Raw genomic sequence first — 16,565 nt, forward strand, 5'->3', positions numbered from 1 at the left:
CAAAGTCTATCGAATTGTGAGGGGTTTTCCATATTGCGCAGACTCGTATAACTTCAAAATCGTTGCAATGGTGCCGCGGCTATCAGTAAGTGAAACCCGCGGAGTTTTACCAACCTGAATAGCGTCGCAAAGATCTTCAACTTCGCCAAGATAGAGTTCCTGCCCCTTTATTTTTAAGGTTTTCTGTTCGCCCTCTTTTGTGATGTAAATCTCGTTTTTTAATCCCGGCTTGAAAGGGGCGGGGATATTGATGATACCTTCCGTGCCAATAATTTCCATGTACGAGCGGAAAGGGGAACTGAACCCGCAATCAAACTGCGCATAGACATTATTGGCAAAGTGAAGCTGCCCGTAGAAAGAATCATCGCTTCCACCCGGACCCGAAACCTGCCAGCCAAACACTTCAGCCGGTTCTGCCCCGACAAGCATTCGCGCAAACGAGATGGGGTAACACCCTACATCCCATAAGCTGCCGCCACCATATTCCTTGATAAAGCGGTAATTCCCTTCGCGTGTAAGAGTGAATGTAAAAGCACTTTTGATGAGTTGCAGTCTACCTATTATTCCACCATCCACTAACTCTTTTACCTTTAAGGTTTGGGCATGGTGTATATACATAAAGGCTTCCGCCACGATCTTGCCCGTTTCGTTTGAGGCGGAGATCATTGCGTCCACTTCGGCGAGGGTGAGAGCAAGCGGTTTCTCGCATAGGACATGTTTGCCGGCTCGCAGCGCTTTGACCGTCCACTCTGCATGCAGGTGATTGGGTAATGGGTTGTAAACCACATCGATCTCAGGGTCGGCGAGCATGGCTTCGTAACTTTCGTATGCGCGCGGAATGTCCCATTCACTGGCGTAGGCATCGGCGGCGGAACGGCTTCGCGAAGCGACACCCAGTAACCGGGTCCGTTTGGATGCGCGCAGGGGTTTGATCAAAGCTCGGTTGATCTTCGCAGTGGAGAGCAATCCCCAGTTAAGAATTTGATTCATACGTACTCCTTTGGTTGAGTATGAAAATAAATACAGATGTCAGGACGGTTAGCAGCAGGATGGCAATGAAGCCAACCTGCAAGCCAAAATATTGACTGCTCCATGCAACCAGCCATGGACCGACTACACCACCCAAACCGGAGAAGGTAAATAACACGCCAAGAATGGTGTTAACGTTTTCATGTGTTGCGTCTGATGCGGCCGCGGTTAGCGTGGGGAAGATGATCGAAAAGAACAAGCCGGTGAGCGGCAGGAATACGCTATTGGTAAAGATGCCAAGCGCCATGCTTAACACAGCCAGAATGGATACGATCAGAGTTGCACGAAGATACCCAAGGCGTTTGACGATGAAACTTCCAAGCAGCCTTCCTGTCATAAGTAACCCAAAAAATAGCGCCAGATAATTGTTGCTCGTTACCGTACTTAAATTGCGCTCGTCTTGTAGATACACCACCAACCAGGATGCCAGACCGATCTCGGATGCCACATAAAAGAGCATCGCTGCATAAAAATAAGGTAATTGGTGTTTGAATGCGATCTTGGTAATACCGCTGAAATTGAGGGCGTTTTTTTCTTCTGATTTTGGAAAGCGCACGAATACACTGGCGAGAATGAATATCAAGATCAGCAGCAGGTCCCAGCGATATACCGTGCGCCAGCTGGTGCCCATGTTGATCAATAGCCCCGCGAACAATGGGGCGAGCATGGAGCCGAGTCCGTGCATGACAGACATAAGGTTAAGGTATAGCCCTTTTTGCTCATGGTACAGGCTGACGATAACGGCGTTGGGTCCCAGTTCGAATGCGCCCAAGCCCAAACCTACGATGAATAATGAACTGGAAAGTAAAAAGGCGGTTTGTGCCGAACTGTAGCCGCTAACGCCGATCGCCAGCGATATTCCAGCTAGTACGATAACCAGTTTGAGTCCAAAGCGGTCGGCGAGGATGCCTGCTATGAGAGTGGCAATGAGAAAGCCAATGTATTCACCGAAAAAGATATTGCCGCCCGTGCCGTAGTTGATATTCATTTCCGCCATCAGGGCGGGCAGGGTGGAGCCTTTGAGATTATCGGTGACGCCAAAAATGAAGAAGGCAAAGAAGCATATGGCGGTTAGGAGGAATGGGTTTGTTACGTGAGGGTGTTTTTTCATGTTGTTCAAACGAAACAGGGTCTGATATCAGACCCTGTTTCGTTTTTCCTATTCATAATAAATATTAGTCTTGCAGGTCGATTATTTACCCGTGTTGCGAGTGGCGACGTCGAAAATAACGGCAGCAGCAAGCACTGCACCACGAACCATGTATTGATACGAAATACCGATACCCATCAGGTTCATGCCGCTGGTAAGGGATGTCATGACCAGGGCTCCGATGATGGAGCCGATGACTTTTCCGACGCCGCCTGCGGCTGAAACACCGCCAACATACGCGGCGGCAATGGCGTCCAGTTCGAAGAGATTCCCTGCAGTGGTGGTGGCAGATTGAAGGCGGGAGGCGAATAAAATTCCTGATAGAGCCGAGAGCATGCCCATGGAGCCAAAGACGATGTAGATCAGTCGCTTTACACTGATACCGCTTAATTCGGCTGCGTCAGGGTTGCCGCCAACGGCGTAAATGTGCCTGCCGAGCACGGTCTGAGACATGATGAAATGGTAGAGAAGGGCGACGATCAACACAACGACGGCTGTCCACGAAAGACCTTGATAGCCAGCCAGGATCCAGGTGATGGCTCCAATGATCACTGAAATAAAAACAATCTTTATGATGAACATTTCGATGGGCAGGGTTTCGAAGTCGTAGGCTTGTTTCTTTCTGCGTTCATTGAATTCACCAAAGATCATTATGACGATCGCAAAGAGACCAAGGATTAATGTGAGTTTATGAACCCCGGGAAGAATGCCGATATCTGGAATATCCGGGATAAATCCGTTCCCGATGGCATTGAAGGCGTCATCGGCGATGATGATCGTGCCGGTGCTTTCAGTGACAACCAAAATTGCGCCGCGATAGATCAACCACCCTGTCAGCGAAGCGACGAAGGAGGGGATTTTCATTTGCGCTACAAGGAAAGCTGTGAGCAACCCGGCGATGATGCCAAGCCCAAGTGTCATGGGGATTACCACGTATATAGGCAGGCTCATTCCAGCAGCAACTACTTTGGGGTCTGCCATGGCGATCGCGGCAATGGCACCCAGGAAACCGGCTAGGAAGCCTACGGAAAGGTCGATATGACGAATGATAATGACGAGGGTCATTCCGACCGCAAGTACAGCGATGTACCCGGTCTGATTGACAAGGTTCACGATGTTGCGTGATGAAATAAAGGTACCTTCGGTCATGATGGTGAAGTAGATCATGATCACGAAAAGCGCAATATACATGCCGTATTCACGGATATTTTGCTGCAGAAGTTTTCGTGCAGTACTGAAGAAATTCATATTCTTATATTCTCCTAGTTCGTCGCCAGATGCATGATTTTTTCCTGCGTGGCTTCCTGTGCAGACAGTTCACCGGCAATCTTTCCAGATGCAACGATGTAGATCCTGTCGCTCATACCCAGCACTTCGGGTAATTCGGAAGAGATCATGATGATACTCATGCCCTGCTGGACGAGGTCCCTCATGATGGTGTAGATCTCGTATTTTGCGCCAACATCAATGCCGCGCGTTGGCTCGTCAAGGATGAGAACATTTGGTTTGACGAATAGCCATTTTCCGAGGCAAACCTTTTGCTGGTTGCCTCCGCTTAGATTAGATACTTTTTGTTCCACAGTGGGGGTCTTGATGTTGAGCTCAGATTTATATCTATTGGCAACCTTGATCTCGGCATTGTTATCTACGACTACACCTTGCGTGACAAGTTCCTTTAAGTTTGCAAGGGATATGTTCTGTTTGACATCCTGAATAAGAATAAGTCCGTTCCCTTTGCGGTCTTCGGATACATAGGAAATCCCCGAATCGATCGCCTCTTTTGGGCTGCGAAAATTGCGTTTTGTACCCTCAAGGTACAGCTCACCGCTGATCTGATATTTATCTGGATTCCCAAATACGCTGAGGGCAAGTTCGGTGCGCCCAGACCCGATCAACCCTGCCAGCCCGATGATCTCGCCACGGTTCACTTTGAAATTGACTTCCTTTAATACATCTTTGCCAAGCGCGGGGTTTCTGGCACTCCAATTCTTTACCTCCAGGACTACTTCCTGTTTAGGTGTGTGCTTTTTGGGAGGGTAGATATTGTTGATCTCGCGTCCCACCATGTTTTTGATAAGCACATGTTCGGAGACTTCACCAGCTTTTGCACTCAATGTGCAGATGGTCTTCCCATCTCGCAATACAGTGACAGTATCTGCAATGGAAATTACTTCCTTTAACTTGTGGCTGATCATGATGCAGGTTACGCCTTGTTCTTTCAAGTCGCGTAACAACTGAAGTAGGTTTTCGCTGTCTTTCTCGTTAAGGGAGGAGGTTGGCTCGTCCAAAATAAGGAGTTTTACATTTTTGCTTAGCGCTTTTGCGATCTCAACCAACTGCTGTTTACCGATACCAAGCTCTTTGATCTTCGTTGCAGGGTTGATATCCAACTTTACTTTTTGGAGCATGACTCCAGCTTGTTTGATCGTCTCGTTCCATTCCACAGTAAGAGCGTTTTTGATCTCGTGACCCAGAAAAATGTTATCGTACACGGTCATTTCAGGGACAAGCGCCAGTTCTTGGTAGATGATGGCGATGCCTGCTTTTTCGCTATCGCTAATATTTCGAAACTGTTGAACTTCGCCGTTGAGCAGAATATCACCGGCGTAATTTCCGTGTGAATAGACCCCGCTTAAAACCTTCATAAGAGTAGATTTTCCCGCGCCGTTTTCGCCGACGAGACAATGGATCTCTCCTTTTGATACCGTAAAACTGACGTTGTCCAGCGCTTTGACCCCAGGGAATTCCTTGGAGATGTTTCTCATTTCCAAAATTGGAGCATTCATTATTTGTAACTCCTGCTGGTTTGCTGTAATACTGCCAGATTATACAGGAATAGCGATGAAAATCAAAACCTCACCGCTATTCCTGTAATACTACTTACACGTAATTCTTGCTACGAACAAATATTGCCTTACAGATTACGGGAGACCCGTGAAGTCGCTCGCGGCATAGTAGCCAGAGTCGATGAGGGCTTCCTTGACGTTGTTCTTGTCGACGGTGATAACCACGGTCGGGTTGGCAGGAACATCAAAGGCGCCGTTGTTGTAGCTGTTGGTTGCCTCAGGAGTGCCGCCTTCGAGGAAGGTGACAGCTGCGGAGATGGCATCGTCAACGAGGGTGCGAACGTCCTTGAAAACGGTCATGGACTGCTTGCCATCGATGATGTACTGGACGGAAGCCTTTTCAGCATCCTGACCGGTGACGAGGTAGCTGGTCACAGCGGCGTCAGCGGAGAACGCATCGGCGATCGCGCGGGCGGTGCCGTCGTTCGGGGCGAGGATGAAGACATCACCCTTGCCGTCAGCGCCATTGGCAGTGAGGTTGGACTCAGCCAGGGTCTTGGCGGTGTTGAAGTCCCAGTTGGTGGTGACCTGGTTGATGATCGCAGACTGTTCGTCGCGGGTCAAGGTCGCCTTGTCCTGGAGGGCAACAGCTTCAGAGGAGTTCGCGATGACGAAGGTGCCGTCAGCGATCTTGGGCTGGAGGACGCTCCAAGCACCTTCGAAGAAGAGGAAGGCGTTGTTGTCGGAAGCAGCACCGGCATACAGATAGAGGGGCAGACCGGTTCCAGTGGCATTGTCGACCAGGTATTGAGCCTGGGCAGCGCCGACGGAAATGCTGTCGAAGGTGACGTAGAAGTCAACGGCATCGGTGTCGCGGATGAGGCGGTCATAAGAAATGACCTTTACACCAGCTGCACGAGCGGCTTCAGCGGTCGAAGCGGCAGCGGCACCATCCTGCGGAGTGAGGATGATGACCTTCACGCCATTGGCGATGAGGGCTTCAACGTTGGCTTTTTCCTTGGCGGAATCACCCTGGCTGAAGAGGATCTCAACATCATAACCAGCAGCGGTGAGGGCTTCCTTGAAGCGGGCTTCGTCCTGCACCCAGCGCGGTTCATCTTTGGTCGGGAGTACGATACCGACAGAGAGCTTCTCAAAAGTGAAGTCTTCCGCAGCATAGTAACCAGAGTCGATCAAAGCGGATTGAACATTGTTCTTGTCGACGGTGATAACCACGGTCGGGTTGGCAGGGACATCGATCTTGCCGTTGTTGTAGCTGTTGGTTGCCTCAGGAGTGCCGCCTTCGAGGAAGGTGGTAGCTGCCTTGATGGCATCGTCAACGAGGGTGCGAACGTCCTTGAAAACGGTCATGGACTGCTTGCCATCGATGATGTACTGGACGGAAGCCTTTTCAGCATCCTGACCGGTGACAGCATAGCTTGCAACATCAGCGTCAGCGGAGAACGCATCGGCGATCGCGCGGGCGGTGCCGTCGTTCGGGGCGAGGATGAAAACATTACCCTTGGCATCAGCGCCATTGGCGGTGAGGTTGGACTCAGCCAGGGTCTTGGCGGTGTTGAAGTCCCAGTTGGTGGTGACCTGGTTGATGATCGCGGATTGTTCGTCGCGGGTCAAGGTCGCCTTGTCCTGGAGGGCAACAGCTTCGGAGGAGTTCGCGATGACGAAAGTGCCGTCAGCGATCTTGGGCTGGAGGACATTCCAAGCACCTTCGAAGAAGAGGAAAGCGTTGTTGTCGGAAGCAGCACCGGCATACAGATAAAGGGGATTGCCGGTTCCGGAGGCATTGTCGACCAGGTACTGAGCCTGGGCAGCGCCGACGGAAATGCTGTCGAAGGTGACATAGAAGTCAACGGCATCGGTGTCGCGGATGAGGCGGTCATAAGAAATGACCTTTACACCAGCTTCGCGCGCAACTTCAGCGGCGGCAGCGGCGGCAGCGCCATCCTGCGGAGTGAGGATGATGACCTTCACGCCATTGGCGATGAGAGATTCAACGTTGGCTTTTTCCTTGGCGGAATCACCCTGGCTGAAGAGGATCTCAACATCATAACCAGCAGCGGTGAGGGCTTCCTTGAAGCGGGCTTCGTCCTGCACCCAGCGCGGTTCATCTTTGGTCGGGAGTACGATACCGACGGCGAGTTTTTCACCATCAGCGGGTCCTTCGGCTGCGCCACCGCATGCTGCGAGCAGCATGGAAGCCAGAACGAGGATGCTCAAAAGAGCAAAAAGCTTTTTATTCATTCTTCTCTCCTTATGAGAATTTTGATTTGAAATACGATTGATAAGAGTGATATGTTTTTAGGTTATTGGTATCCGTGATCTGAAATCACCTCCTTTCAACGACTATTGGGTGAGAAAGTATATCGTCTACAATAATGGCGATCGCGCCGATCAGGCTTGCGTCGGGTCCGAATGGGGACAGTACGATCTCCACTTGTTTATTTATTTCAGGAAAAGCATGCAGATCTACAGTTTCTCTAATGGATGGCAACAGGTATTCTCCAGCAACGCTGAGCGGTCCTCCCAAAATGATCTTTTCTGGATTGAAAATGTTGATCAATCCTGCAAGTCCCTGCCCCATGGCATGCCCGGCTTCGCTAAAGGAATCGATCGCTTCTCTGTCACCAGCATCTGCTGCCTGTTTAATTAATGGAATACTGAGCGGCGCACTTTGATCTAACATTAGCTTTGGAATAATGCTGCTACGCTTTACTTCCAAACGTGCCTGCACGCGTTGTATGATCGAATATTGATTGGCGTAGGTCTCCCAGCAGCCACGGTTCCCACAATGACATACGTTTTGAGAAGGCTCAGCCATGATGGGGGAGTGTCCGATCTCGCCTGCGTACCCGTTCTTGCCACGATATAGCTTTCCGTTCAAGAATAGTCCACCGCCAATACCGACCCCTGCAAAGACGAAGAGGAAGTCCTGCGAGTGGCGCGCTGTGCCAAACAAGTGCTCAGCGATCGCGGCTGCATTGGCGTCATTTTCAACGAAGACCTTGAGCTTTGTGTATTCTGAAAATATTCTTACAAAAGGAACGTTGTGCCAGTGCAAGTTGGGGGCAAAGATCAAAACCCCTTTATTAACATCTACTGTGCCTGGTGTGGAAATTCCCAACCCTAAAAATTTATAGTTCTTGCGCTTCCCTGCTGCCATTGCATCTTTTACGATCTGCAACGTTTGGTTGATCATTTTTTCCTGATCATCGGACGGGTTGGCGTCTTCACGTCTGCGCCAGAGAATGTTCCCCATAATATCGGTGACGGCTACAGAAACAAAGTCCACACCAAGCTCTACGCCAATAATGCTGCCTGCCTGTGGATTGATTTCCAGCAGAGTGGCAGGGCGCCCAGTGCCGCCGGTGTTGCTTCCTGTCTCATGCACTAGACCGCGTTCGATAAGTTCGTCTATGATGCTCGAAACGGTGGATTTATTCAGTCCGGTAATTGCCGCCAACTGCGCGCGCGATAAGGGAGATTGATTATGGATCAATCTGAGTACGAGCGAGAGATTTGTCTCGCGAACAAACGCCTGATCAGCCGTGTTCTTTGGATTCATGTGTTTTAATTGTTAGTATGTTGGAGCAACAAACTAATTATAATGAATTGAGGTATTTTGTCAACTTAAAAACATACAGGCTCAAAATCCGCCTCAAACGGATCTCGAGCCTGTACCATTCCTTGGAGTGTTTTCTGTAATTTTGGCGTTATTTCACTCTTAAGGCTTCCCAACCGGCGTACTTGGCGGTATCGCCCAGCTCTGCTTCGATGCGCAGGAGTTGGTTGTACTTGGCAACACGGTCTGAGCGGGCGGGGGCGCCAGTCTTGATCTGTCCGGTATTCAAGGCGACTGCGAGGTCGGCAATGGTGGCGTCTTCCGTCTCGCCGGAGCGATGTGAAGTGACCGCTCTCCAGCCAGCCCGGTGACAAAGATCGACAGCTTCGATTGTTTCTGTCAGTGAACCGATCTGATTCACTTTGACGAGTAACGCGTTTGCGGCATCTTCCTTGATCGCCTTGCGGACGCGCTCCGGATTGGTCACAAGCAAGTCGTCGCCAACGATCTGGCACTGGTTGCCAATGGTCTTGACCAGAAGTTTCCAAGAATCCCAATCATCCTGTGCGAGACCATCTTCAATCGAAACGATCGGATAATCCTTGACCCACTTTGCCCAGAACTCAACCATCTGTTCGCCGGTGAGTTCTTTGCCTTCTTTGCGAAGGTTGTATTTTTTGGTTTTCTCGTCGTATAGTTCAGATGCAGCCGGGTCAAGCGCGATGGCAACTTGTTCGCCGCGACCGGCTTTGAAGCCAGCCTTGGAGATCGCTGCAAGGATCAATTCCAAAGCCTCATTATTTGGCTTTGAGCGCGGGGGCGTAACCACCTTCGTCACCAACAAGAGCGCCGTATCCCTTTTCCTTCAAAACAGACTTGAGCGCATGGTAGATCTCCGCGCCCCAGCGCAGCCCTTCAGAGAAGCTCGGCGCGCCGAACGGCATGACCATGAACTCCTGCATGTCGGTGCTTTGCCAGCTGGTGTGCGCGCCGCCATTCATGATGTTCATCATAGGCACAGGCAGAACATGCGCATACACGCCGCCCAAATAGCGGTAAAGCGGCATACCGAACGAATTCGCTGCTGCTTTTGCCACAGCCAGGCTGACCCCTAGAATGGCATTCGCACCAAGGTGTGATTTGTTCGGCGTGCCATCCATTGCCAGCATTTCAGAGTCGATGCCCTTCTGGTCGGAAGCGTCCCATCCGAAAAGCGATTCGGCGATAACGCCGTTGACATTTGCCACAGCATTTGCCACGCCTTTGCCGAGGTAGCGCTTCTTATCACCATCGCGCATTTCCAGCGCTTCGTGCTCACCAGTGGAGGCGCCGGAGGGTACGGCAGCGCGCCCCCATGACCCATCCATTAACAGAACTTCCACTTCCACAGTGGGGTTTCCGCGCGAGTCAAGAACTTCCAACGCGGAGATGCTTTCAATTGTTGTATCCATTTAAGGCTCCTAAGATAAGGCGACGAATTTTGCTTGACGGTGTTCATAACCCAAGACTGGTCGCCCCTGATTTTTAATCTCGACCCAAGTATAATCCCAAACATTGGGAGATGTCATCTTGTCCGAAACTCCATTCCTAGACACACGCGATAAACTGCACTTCTCATTTCATACAACACCCTTCAGACGAATCGTTGTGTTCGTGGTGGGTACTTTTTTCAAACTCATTATGAAACTGGATGTGCAAGGCACCGACAACCTGCCTTCAGACGGAGCGGTTGTTCTGGCGGCAAATCATGTTACCAATTTTGACGTGATTCCCATGCAATTAAGCATACCCCGTCCGATCTTTTTCATGGGCAAAGCCAGCCTATTCAAAATTCCGATCTTTGAAGCCGCCATTCGTGATCTTGGGGCTTTTCCTGTGTACCGCGGCGAAAAGGACGAGTGGGCACTGCGCCATGCCGCTCGCATTCTGGAGCATGGACAAACCCTGGGTATGTTCCCGGAAGGGACGCGCTCAAAAGGAAAGGGACTTAGCGTCGCTAAAACCGGCTCCGCCCGCCTCGCCCTCAACGCAAACTGTCCCATCGTTCCCATGGCGATTATCGGCACTGACGGCTTTTTAAAGCGATTCCCGCAACGTACCCATGTAATCGTCAAGCTTTTGCCGCCCATTCTTCCCAAACCCGGCGAAACCCCGCTCGCCCTTATGGATCGGGTGATGTTTGCCCTTGCCAAAGAACTTCCTCAAGATAAGCGCGGAGTTTACGCCGATATACCAAAAGGGTTCGAATAACGCTGCGATATAATCGCATCATCTTTGTAAAACGGAGCCAACATCATGCCGCAAGAATCAAAAGCTGGGATAAATAGCAATCGCGGTGGCGAACCATCGGTTGACAAACTTGTCCCATTTCTTTCTTATTCCAAAAGTAATAAAAATGCCGCGCGCGACTTCGCTGAAAGATTAAAAGCCGAAGGGTGGATCGACCCATGGTTTGACGAAGAAGACATTTTGCCGGGGCAAGTCTGGCAGGAAAGTGTCACCATCGGGGTGCGGAACTCGCACGCTGTCATCATCCTGCTCTCAAAGATAGCAGTCGCATCAGAAGGATTTTTTCAAAACGAGATCAGGCTTGCGCTGGATACGGCTGCCGAAAAGCCCGAAGGAACGATCTTTATCATCCCCATCCGATTAAATGACTGCGATGTACCCGAAATGCTTCAAAAATATCAATACGTTGATTATTTTGGCAGTACGGATCAAAAAGATAGGATGTATTCCAATTTGATCGCATCTTTGAAAGTGCGCGCAGAGACACTGGACATTAAGTTTTTATAGATTCTTGCGTAAGTACTTGACAGGTGGATATTCGATCTGCCCTTGACCAAAATACAAAGGACGCCGGGTTTTGTGCCCGGCGTCCTTTGTATTTTGCATACGACATTATTTTAGAACAGAAGCAATTTTTTGAACCAGGATCGCCACCACTTCTTCTGTTGTAACGGCACCAGGTTTGTTGACTCTATGCAGATTGATAAAAATGCCGCCTACATTCTTTTCTCTCATAACGAAGAATTCAGCGACCATTTGTAAGCCGTCAATATTTGTGTCAGCCATGAATCCTGAAGACTTATCGCCGTATATATCCATACCTTCGATCGGACGGGCATTTGAAAATTCCATATCTTCTGCTGCAAAAAGCTCTATTAGCATGTCTGGATTATTAAGCATCAAGTCAAATCCGATTCGATCATCGTCAGTCATTACTGCTATTGAAGTGCCCATGATGATCTGGAAACTCTTTGTATCAACATAGCCGTAGAATTTCTCTGTCTCTGTAGCCGCAGGCGGATTTGGAATGACCTCAAACCCCTTAGGGAGATCCATCAATGCGAGCGCTGCGTTTGAAATATTGGGGATTGGCGGCACGGTGGGGCTGGGCGTGATCGTTGGTGTACTCGTTGCAGTTGGCGTGATTGTGCTGGATGGGGTTGGGGTGCTTAGAAATGGGACCTGTACTGACTGGCATGCCATGGAAAATAAAAATACTCCAGCAAACGCAACCAGAAAAATACTACTGTTTTTCTTTTTCATCATAATTCCTCCTGATAGTTTTTTTTATATTCTACATTTTGTTGAGATTTTCGAGCTTTCAATTTCTCTACAAATAGGTATTTGAGCGTGATAGCTTATAATTTAAAATAAATAACGGATAAGCCCTTTTTGCCAAAATTTGATACTAATTTACTCTAATTGACGGAATGAGGATAAATGAACCCCAAAATAAAATTTCTACCCATTTTAATGACCATTCTCTTGTCTGCCTGTGGCGGGGCACCTGAACAGACCATCACCGAGGAAGAGATCATGATGACCTACTCTGTTGGCACGATGGTTTCCAGTTTCTTTGAAACGCAAACTGCCATGGTTTCGCCGACACCCGCTGTCTCAGACACGCCCTTACCGACCAATACATTCCTGCCAACGCCCACCCTTATGAATACACCGTTGCCGTTAGCTACGTGGACACCAGTGGTGATCTATTACAGTTCTACACCGAACATCGCTCTCATCCCATCTGTAACAGGTACGCCCCCCACGGCCACGCCGAACACAGGCGCTTCTGGTGTGGGCTGCAATAACCTTGCCGTGGTTCGCGACGTAAACTACCCAAGCGGGACAACCGTTAAAGCAGGCGAAGTCATCACGAAAACTTGGAAGGTTCAAAATACCGGCTCGTGTGACTGGGCATACAATTACGCTCTGGCAACTGTCAGTGATGAGCACTTCTTTTCTTCCTGGGGGAAGCTTGGGAAGAATGTCCCCCCGGGGAATTGGGCGGAACTTTCTGTTGTCTTGGAAGTTCCCAATCATGATGGCACATTCAACGCATCCTGGCGGCTTGCAGATGCGGGCGGCGCCGCTTTTGGTGCAACCCTAAGCGTGTCTATTGTTGTTGTAGAGTAAGGATCACAATTACAACAAAAGACCTCCAAAAATTTGGAGGTCTTTTTGTTGTGGTAATTTATTTCTTCGCCTTTTCTTTTGCCGCCTTCAGCAACCCTACAAATAAGGGATGCGGTTTCATCGGGCGGGACAGGAACTCAGGATGAAATTGGCTGGCTACCATATAGGGATGATCTTTCAACTCAACGATCTCAACCAAACGCCCATCAGGCGAGAGACCCGAGAATATCATGCCGTTTTCTTCGAACTGTTGGCGATAGGAATTATTGAACTCCCAGCGGTGGCGGTGGCGTTCATCCACATTGGGGACATTATAGGCGTTGGCTGCCTTCGTCCCAGGCTGAAGCTGGCACGGGTAGAGTCCGAGGCGCATTGTCCCGCCCATATCCGTGATGGAGCGTTGATCGATCATCAAGTCGATGACGGGGTGGGGTGTGCTGCGGTCGAATTCCGAGGAGTTGGCATCTTCAAGGTCAAGCACATCACGTGCAAATTCCAGGCACATAACTTGCATACCCAGGCACAGCCCGAGATATGGAACTTTATGTTCACGGGCATAACGCGCCGCCAGGATCTTGCCCTCCACACCGCGTGAGCCAAAACCACCTGGCACAAGTACGGCGTCTGCCTCCTTGACGACGTCCCAGCCTTTATCTTTTTCAAGATCAGCAGAGTGAACCCAGCTAATGGATACTTCCACACCATTGGCGAGCGCAGCATGTTTCAACGCCTCACGAACAGACATGTAAGCATCTTGCAATTCGACGTATTTTCCAACCAGCGCCACGTTGACCGTGGGCTTGTCCTTTTTAACTTCAGTTACCAGTTTTTCCCAGGGATGCATATCGGGCTTGCGAGTAGCTTTCAAGCTGAGCTTGTTCATGATCAATTCACCTACACCCAGCCCATCCAGCAAGAGCGGAACTTCGTAGAGCACACTGGCGGTTTTCATCGGGATGACAGCATCTTTTTCAACATCACAGAACAGGGCGATCTTGTCGCACAGACCCTGGTCAATGTCCTGATCGGCACGTGCGATGATTATGTTGGGCGAAATACCGATGGAGCGCAGCGCTGCTACTGAGTGCTGGGTTGGTTTGGTCTTGATCTCGCCGGTTGCACCAATGACCGGCAGCCAGGTGACATGTACGAAAAGGCAGTTCTCGCGCCCAACCTCGTTGCGGAGTTGGCGGAGTGCTTCAAGGAACGGCTGCGATTCGATATCGCCAACCGTTCCACCCACTTCAAGGATCATGATCTCTGCGCCGGTTTCCTTGGCTGCCAGCCCGATGCGCCGCTTGATCTCGTTGGTGATGTGCGGAATGACCTGAATGGTTCCGCCGAGAAAGTCGCCGCGGCGCTCTTTGGCGATGGTCTCAGCATATACCTGCCCGGTCGTAAAGTTGCTGACGCGGCTCAGGCGGATGTCAATGAATCTTTCGTAGTGACCCAGGTCGAGGTCCGTTTCTGCGCCGTCATCGAGAACGTACACTTCGCCATGCTGGTACGGCGACATCGTGCCGGGGTCTACGTTGATGTAGGGATCCAGTTTTTGAACCGCTACATTGAATCCGCGTTCCTTCAACAGCAAACCCGTCGCAGCCGCTGTCACACCCTTGCCAACCGACGAAACTACACCGCCGGTAAAAAATAAATATTTTGTTGCCATTCGTTTCTCCTTCTGCATGCCCCCTTTATTCGGGGAGGGGATGGGGTTTATACAAAGAGAATGGGGAGGGCGTTATGCCCTCCCCATTCGGGGTTGCTTCATTTTGATGGAAAGTGGTGTTTCCGTTTCATCCGACAAGTTTTACCAAGTCTTCGGCGGCGCGCCTCATTTCGAGGAAGACCATGCCAAGTTTTGCTTCCTGTCGTGCCATTGCGGTGAGTACGGCTTCGTCGCCGATGGCGGTGAGCACGATCGAGCCTTTGTCGCCTTTGATATAGACCTGTTCCAAACCACCACGACCCAGTTCACCGGAAATGCGTTCGCCAAGGCTCAGCATCGCCGCAGACATCGCGGACACACGATCTTCTTCCACGCCCTGTTGCAGGGCAGATGCCATAATAAGCCCATCCACCGACACAATGGCAGAGGCTTCGATATCGGGGGCGGCGGCTTGCATATTGCGAAGTCGTTCCACGAGTTGTTCAGCGCGGGATGGTGCCATAACTAGTATCTCCTAATTAACATGTACTTGCTGTATTGAACGGCTAGAGTTTACCAGAAAAAGCATTATTCGAGAATTGCCCTCACATTTCAATTCGTTTTCAATCTATGAGGAAAGCAAAATAGGCGGAATTTGACCTTGCTCTTTCTTCATGTTAAACTTACCGATTGCCATGCTCAAGTTTTCTTTGATCCTTTTTCTCCTTTTTCAAGGCGCCACGGCTGCGATCACCTCTCCGCAGACTGGTGATACTTTGCGTGGGCAGATCGAGATTCTAGGGCAAATGGATGTCCCCAATTTTGCTTCTGCCGAACTGGCATTCACTTTTGACGCAAACGCCTCGGATCCTGCCGCGAGCTGGTTTCCCATCCAAACCTATACACAGCCGCTCACAAACCCCGTCATTGCAATATGGGATACAACTGCTGTAACGGATGGCGATTACGCACTGCGTCTGCGCATCCTTTTGCAGGATGGCACAACCCAAGACGTGGTGGTAAAAAGTTTAAAGATCCGCAATAATGTGCCGATCCCAACAGCCACGGTCACGCCGACTGAGGCGGTGTTCAATTTCCAACCTCTTAATGGCACCCCTGAAGCGCCGAATGGACCAACCTCGACGCCTGCGATTGTATACCCCAGCTCCACACCTTTGCCGCCGAACCCTGCTTCATTAACCACAGCATCCATCACTGCGATCTTCTGGAAAAGCGCTTTGGTGGTACTGGTGCTCTTTGCTGTTTTTTCTTTCATTCTGCGGCTTCGAAAAAATATCTAAAACCTGGAATTTGAAACATGACTGATCCCTATCTCCTTATCGGTCTCGGCAACCCGGGACGCGAATACAAAGATACGCGCCATAACATCGGCTTTATGTTGATCGACCATCTTGCTGAAAAGATCGGTGCCCGTGGTATGAAGGTGCAATCCAAAGCCATTGTCACTTCGGGAGTGTATGAGGAACGAAAACTCATCCTTGCCAAACCGCAGACGTATATGAACCTCTCCGGTCAGTCTGTGCAGGGATTGCTGCACTTTTACAAGATCCCGCTTGAGAACCTGCTTATTGCTCATGATGATCTGGATATTCCCTACGGAACCATTCGTATCCGTCCCACCGGTGGACCCGGCGGGCAGCGCGGTATGGCAAATACTATTGAAATGCTGGGTACAAAAGACTTTCCACGTTTGCGCCTTGGCATTGGGCGCCCGCCCGGGCGGATGGACCCAAAGGATTATGTCTTGCAGGATTTCTCGAAGGACGAGCTTAAGTTCATGCCGGAGTTTCTTGCGCGCGCATCGGATGCCGCGATCGAATTCGTGATGAAAGGTTTGAATGCGGCAATGAACAAATACAACGGCGGGACGGGTTCTTGACCTTTGTTTTCCACAATCGCATTGCGTAATGTGGAACTCTTTTTATA

General features: G+C 50.2%; 13 protein-coding genes and 3 pseudogenes. 5 read left to right on the forward strand and 11 right to left on the reverse strand.

The genetic code is table 11. The features are described from left to right. Window positions 1–6: 6 nt before the first annotated feature. From IPG80_RS01870 to eno, 8 genes and pseudogenes are all read right to left on the reverse strand, one after another. Window positions 7–990 (reverse strand): Gfo/Idh/MocA family oxidoreductase, encoded by a 984-nt coding sequence (locus IPG80_RS01870; RefSeq protein ID WP_345102050.1) that lies wholly within the window; start codon window positions 988–990, stop codon window positions 7–9. After that, window positions 974–2,140 carry an MFS transporter gene (locus tag IPG80_RS01875; protein WP_345102052.1) on the reverse strand — a complete coding sequence of 389 codons (1,167 nt, stop codon included), beginning with the start codon at window positions 2,138–2,140 and terminating at the stop codon, window positions 974–976. The genes IPG80_RS01870 and IPG80_RS01875 overlap by 17 nt, the downstream gene beginning before the upstream one ends. Before the next feature lie 81 nt (window positions 2,141–2,221). Next, entirely contained in the window at window positions 2,222–3,427 is a 1,206-nt protein-coding gene (locus tag IPG80_RS01880) for a sugar ABC transporter permease (protein WP_345102054.1), read from the reverse strand. A gap of 14 nt (window positions 3,428–3,441) precedes the next feature. After that, the gene (locus tag IPG80_RS01885) at window positions 3,442–4,965 is read right to left on the reverse strand and encodes an ATP-binding cassette domain-containing protein (protein WP_345102056.1); all 1,524 of its coding nucleotides are present in this window, start codon (window positions 4,963–4,965) and stop codon (window positions 3,442–3,444) included. Between the two features lie 135 nt (window positions 4,966–5,100). Further along, window positions 5,101–6,117: pseudogene (locus IPG80_RS01890) on the reverse strand (sugar-binding protein); the annotation flags it as partial. A 6-nt stretch (window positions 6,118–6,123) separates the two neighbouring features. After that, window positions 6,124–7,179: pseudogene (locus IPG80_RS01895) on the reverse strand (sugar-binding protein); the annotation flags it as partial. A 133-nt stretch (window positions 7,180–7,312) separates the two neighbouring features. Beyond that, on the reverse strand, window positions 7,313–8,548 hold the full coding sequence (locus tag IPG80_RS01900) for an ROK family transcriptional regulator (protein ID WP_345102058.1): 1,236 nt from the start codon (window positions 8,546–8,548) through the stop codon (window positions 7,313–7,315). Between the two features lie 148 nt (window positions 8,549–8,696). Further along, a pseudogene (eno, locus tag IPG80_RS01905) lies at window positions 8,697–9,996 on the reverse strand (phosphopyruvate hydratase). A gap of 118 nt (window positions 9,997–10,114) precedes the next feature. Here eno and IPG80_RS01910 point away from each other — a divergent pair. Further along, window positions 10,115–10,795: a lysophospholipid acyltransferase family protein gene (locus IPG80_RS01910; protein ID WP_345102060.1), complete on the forward strand. Its 681-nt coding sequence runs from the start codon at window positions 10,115–10,117 to the stop codon at window positions 10,793–10,795. 45 nt (window positions 10,796–10,840) lie between these two features. Next, window positions 10,841–11,341: a toll/interleukin-1 receptor domain-containing protein gene (locus tag IPG80_RS01915; RefSeq protein WP_345102062.1), complete on the forward strand. Its 501-nt coding sequence runs from the start codon at window positions 10,841–10,843 to the stop codon at window positions 11,339–11,341. 105 nt (window positions 11,342–11,446) lie between these two features. On the opposite strand, the gene IPG80_RS01920 is transcribed toward IPG80_RS01915, so the two are convergent. Beyond that, on the reverse strand, window positions 11,447–12,100 hold the full coding sequence (locus IPG80_RS01920; protein WP_345102064.1) for a hypothetical protein: 654 nt from the start codon (window positions 12,098–12,100) through the stop codon (window positions 11,447–11,449). Window positions 12,101–12,307: 207 nt separating this feature from the next. Here IPG80_RS01920 and IPG80_RS01925 point away from each other — a divergent pair, with 207 nt between their 5' ends. Continuing rightward, window positions 12,308–12,970: an NBR1-Ig-like domain-containing protein gene (locus tag IPG80_RS01925; protein WP_345102066.1), complete on the forward strand. Its 663-nt coding sequence runs from the start codon at window positions 12,308–12,310 to the stop codon at window positions 12,968–12,970. A gap of 58 nt (window positions 12,971–13,028) precedes the next feature. Here IPG80_RS01925 and IPG80_RS01930 read toward each other — a convergent pair whose 3' ends face one another. Both IPG80_RS01930 and IPG80_RS01935 read right to left on the reverse strand, forming a co-directional pair. Beyond that, a complete protein-coding gene (locus IPG80_RS01930; RefSeq protein WP_345102068.1) occupies window positions 13,029–14,639 on the reverse strand; it encodes a CTP synthase in 1,611 nt (536 codons plus the stop codon). Window positions 14,640–14,766: 127 nt separating this feature from the next. Then, window positions 14,767–15,141, reverse strand: a complete 375-nt coding sequence (locus IPG80_RS01935; protein ID WP_345102070.1) for a roadblock/LC7 domain-containing protein — start codon at window positions 15,139–15,141, stop codon at window positions 14,767–14,769. A 172-nt stretch (window positions 15,142–15,313) separates the two neighbouring features. Between IPG80_RS01935 and IPG80_RS01940 the strand changes: the two genes are divergently transcribed. Continuing rightward, entirely contained in the window at window positions 15,314–15,919 is a 606-nt protein-coding gene (locus tag IPG80_RS01940; protein WP_345102072.1) for a hypothetical protein, read from the forward strand. Window positions 15,920–15,936: 17 nt separating this feature from the next. Then, window positions 15,937–16,518 (forward strand): aminoacyl-tRNA hydrolase, encoded by a 582-nt coding sequence (gene pth, locus IPG80_RS01945; RefSeq protein WP_345102074.1) that lies wholly within the window; start codon window positions 15,937–15,939, stop codon window positions 16,516–16,518. The last annotated feature ends 47 nt before the right edge of the window (window positions 16,519–16,565 follow it).

This window comes from Candidatus Villigracilis vicinus, from assembly GCF_016702885.1.
Lineage (GTDB): Bacteria > Chloroflexota > Anaerolineae > Anaerolineales > Villigracilaceae > Villigracilis > Villigracilis vicinus.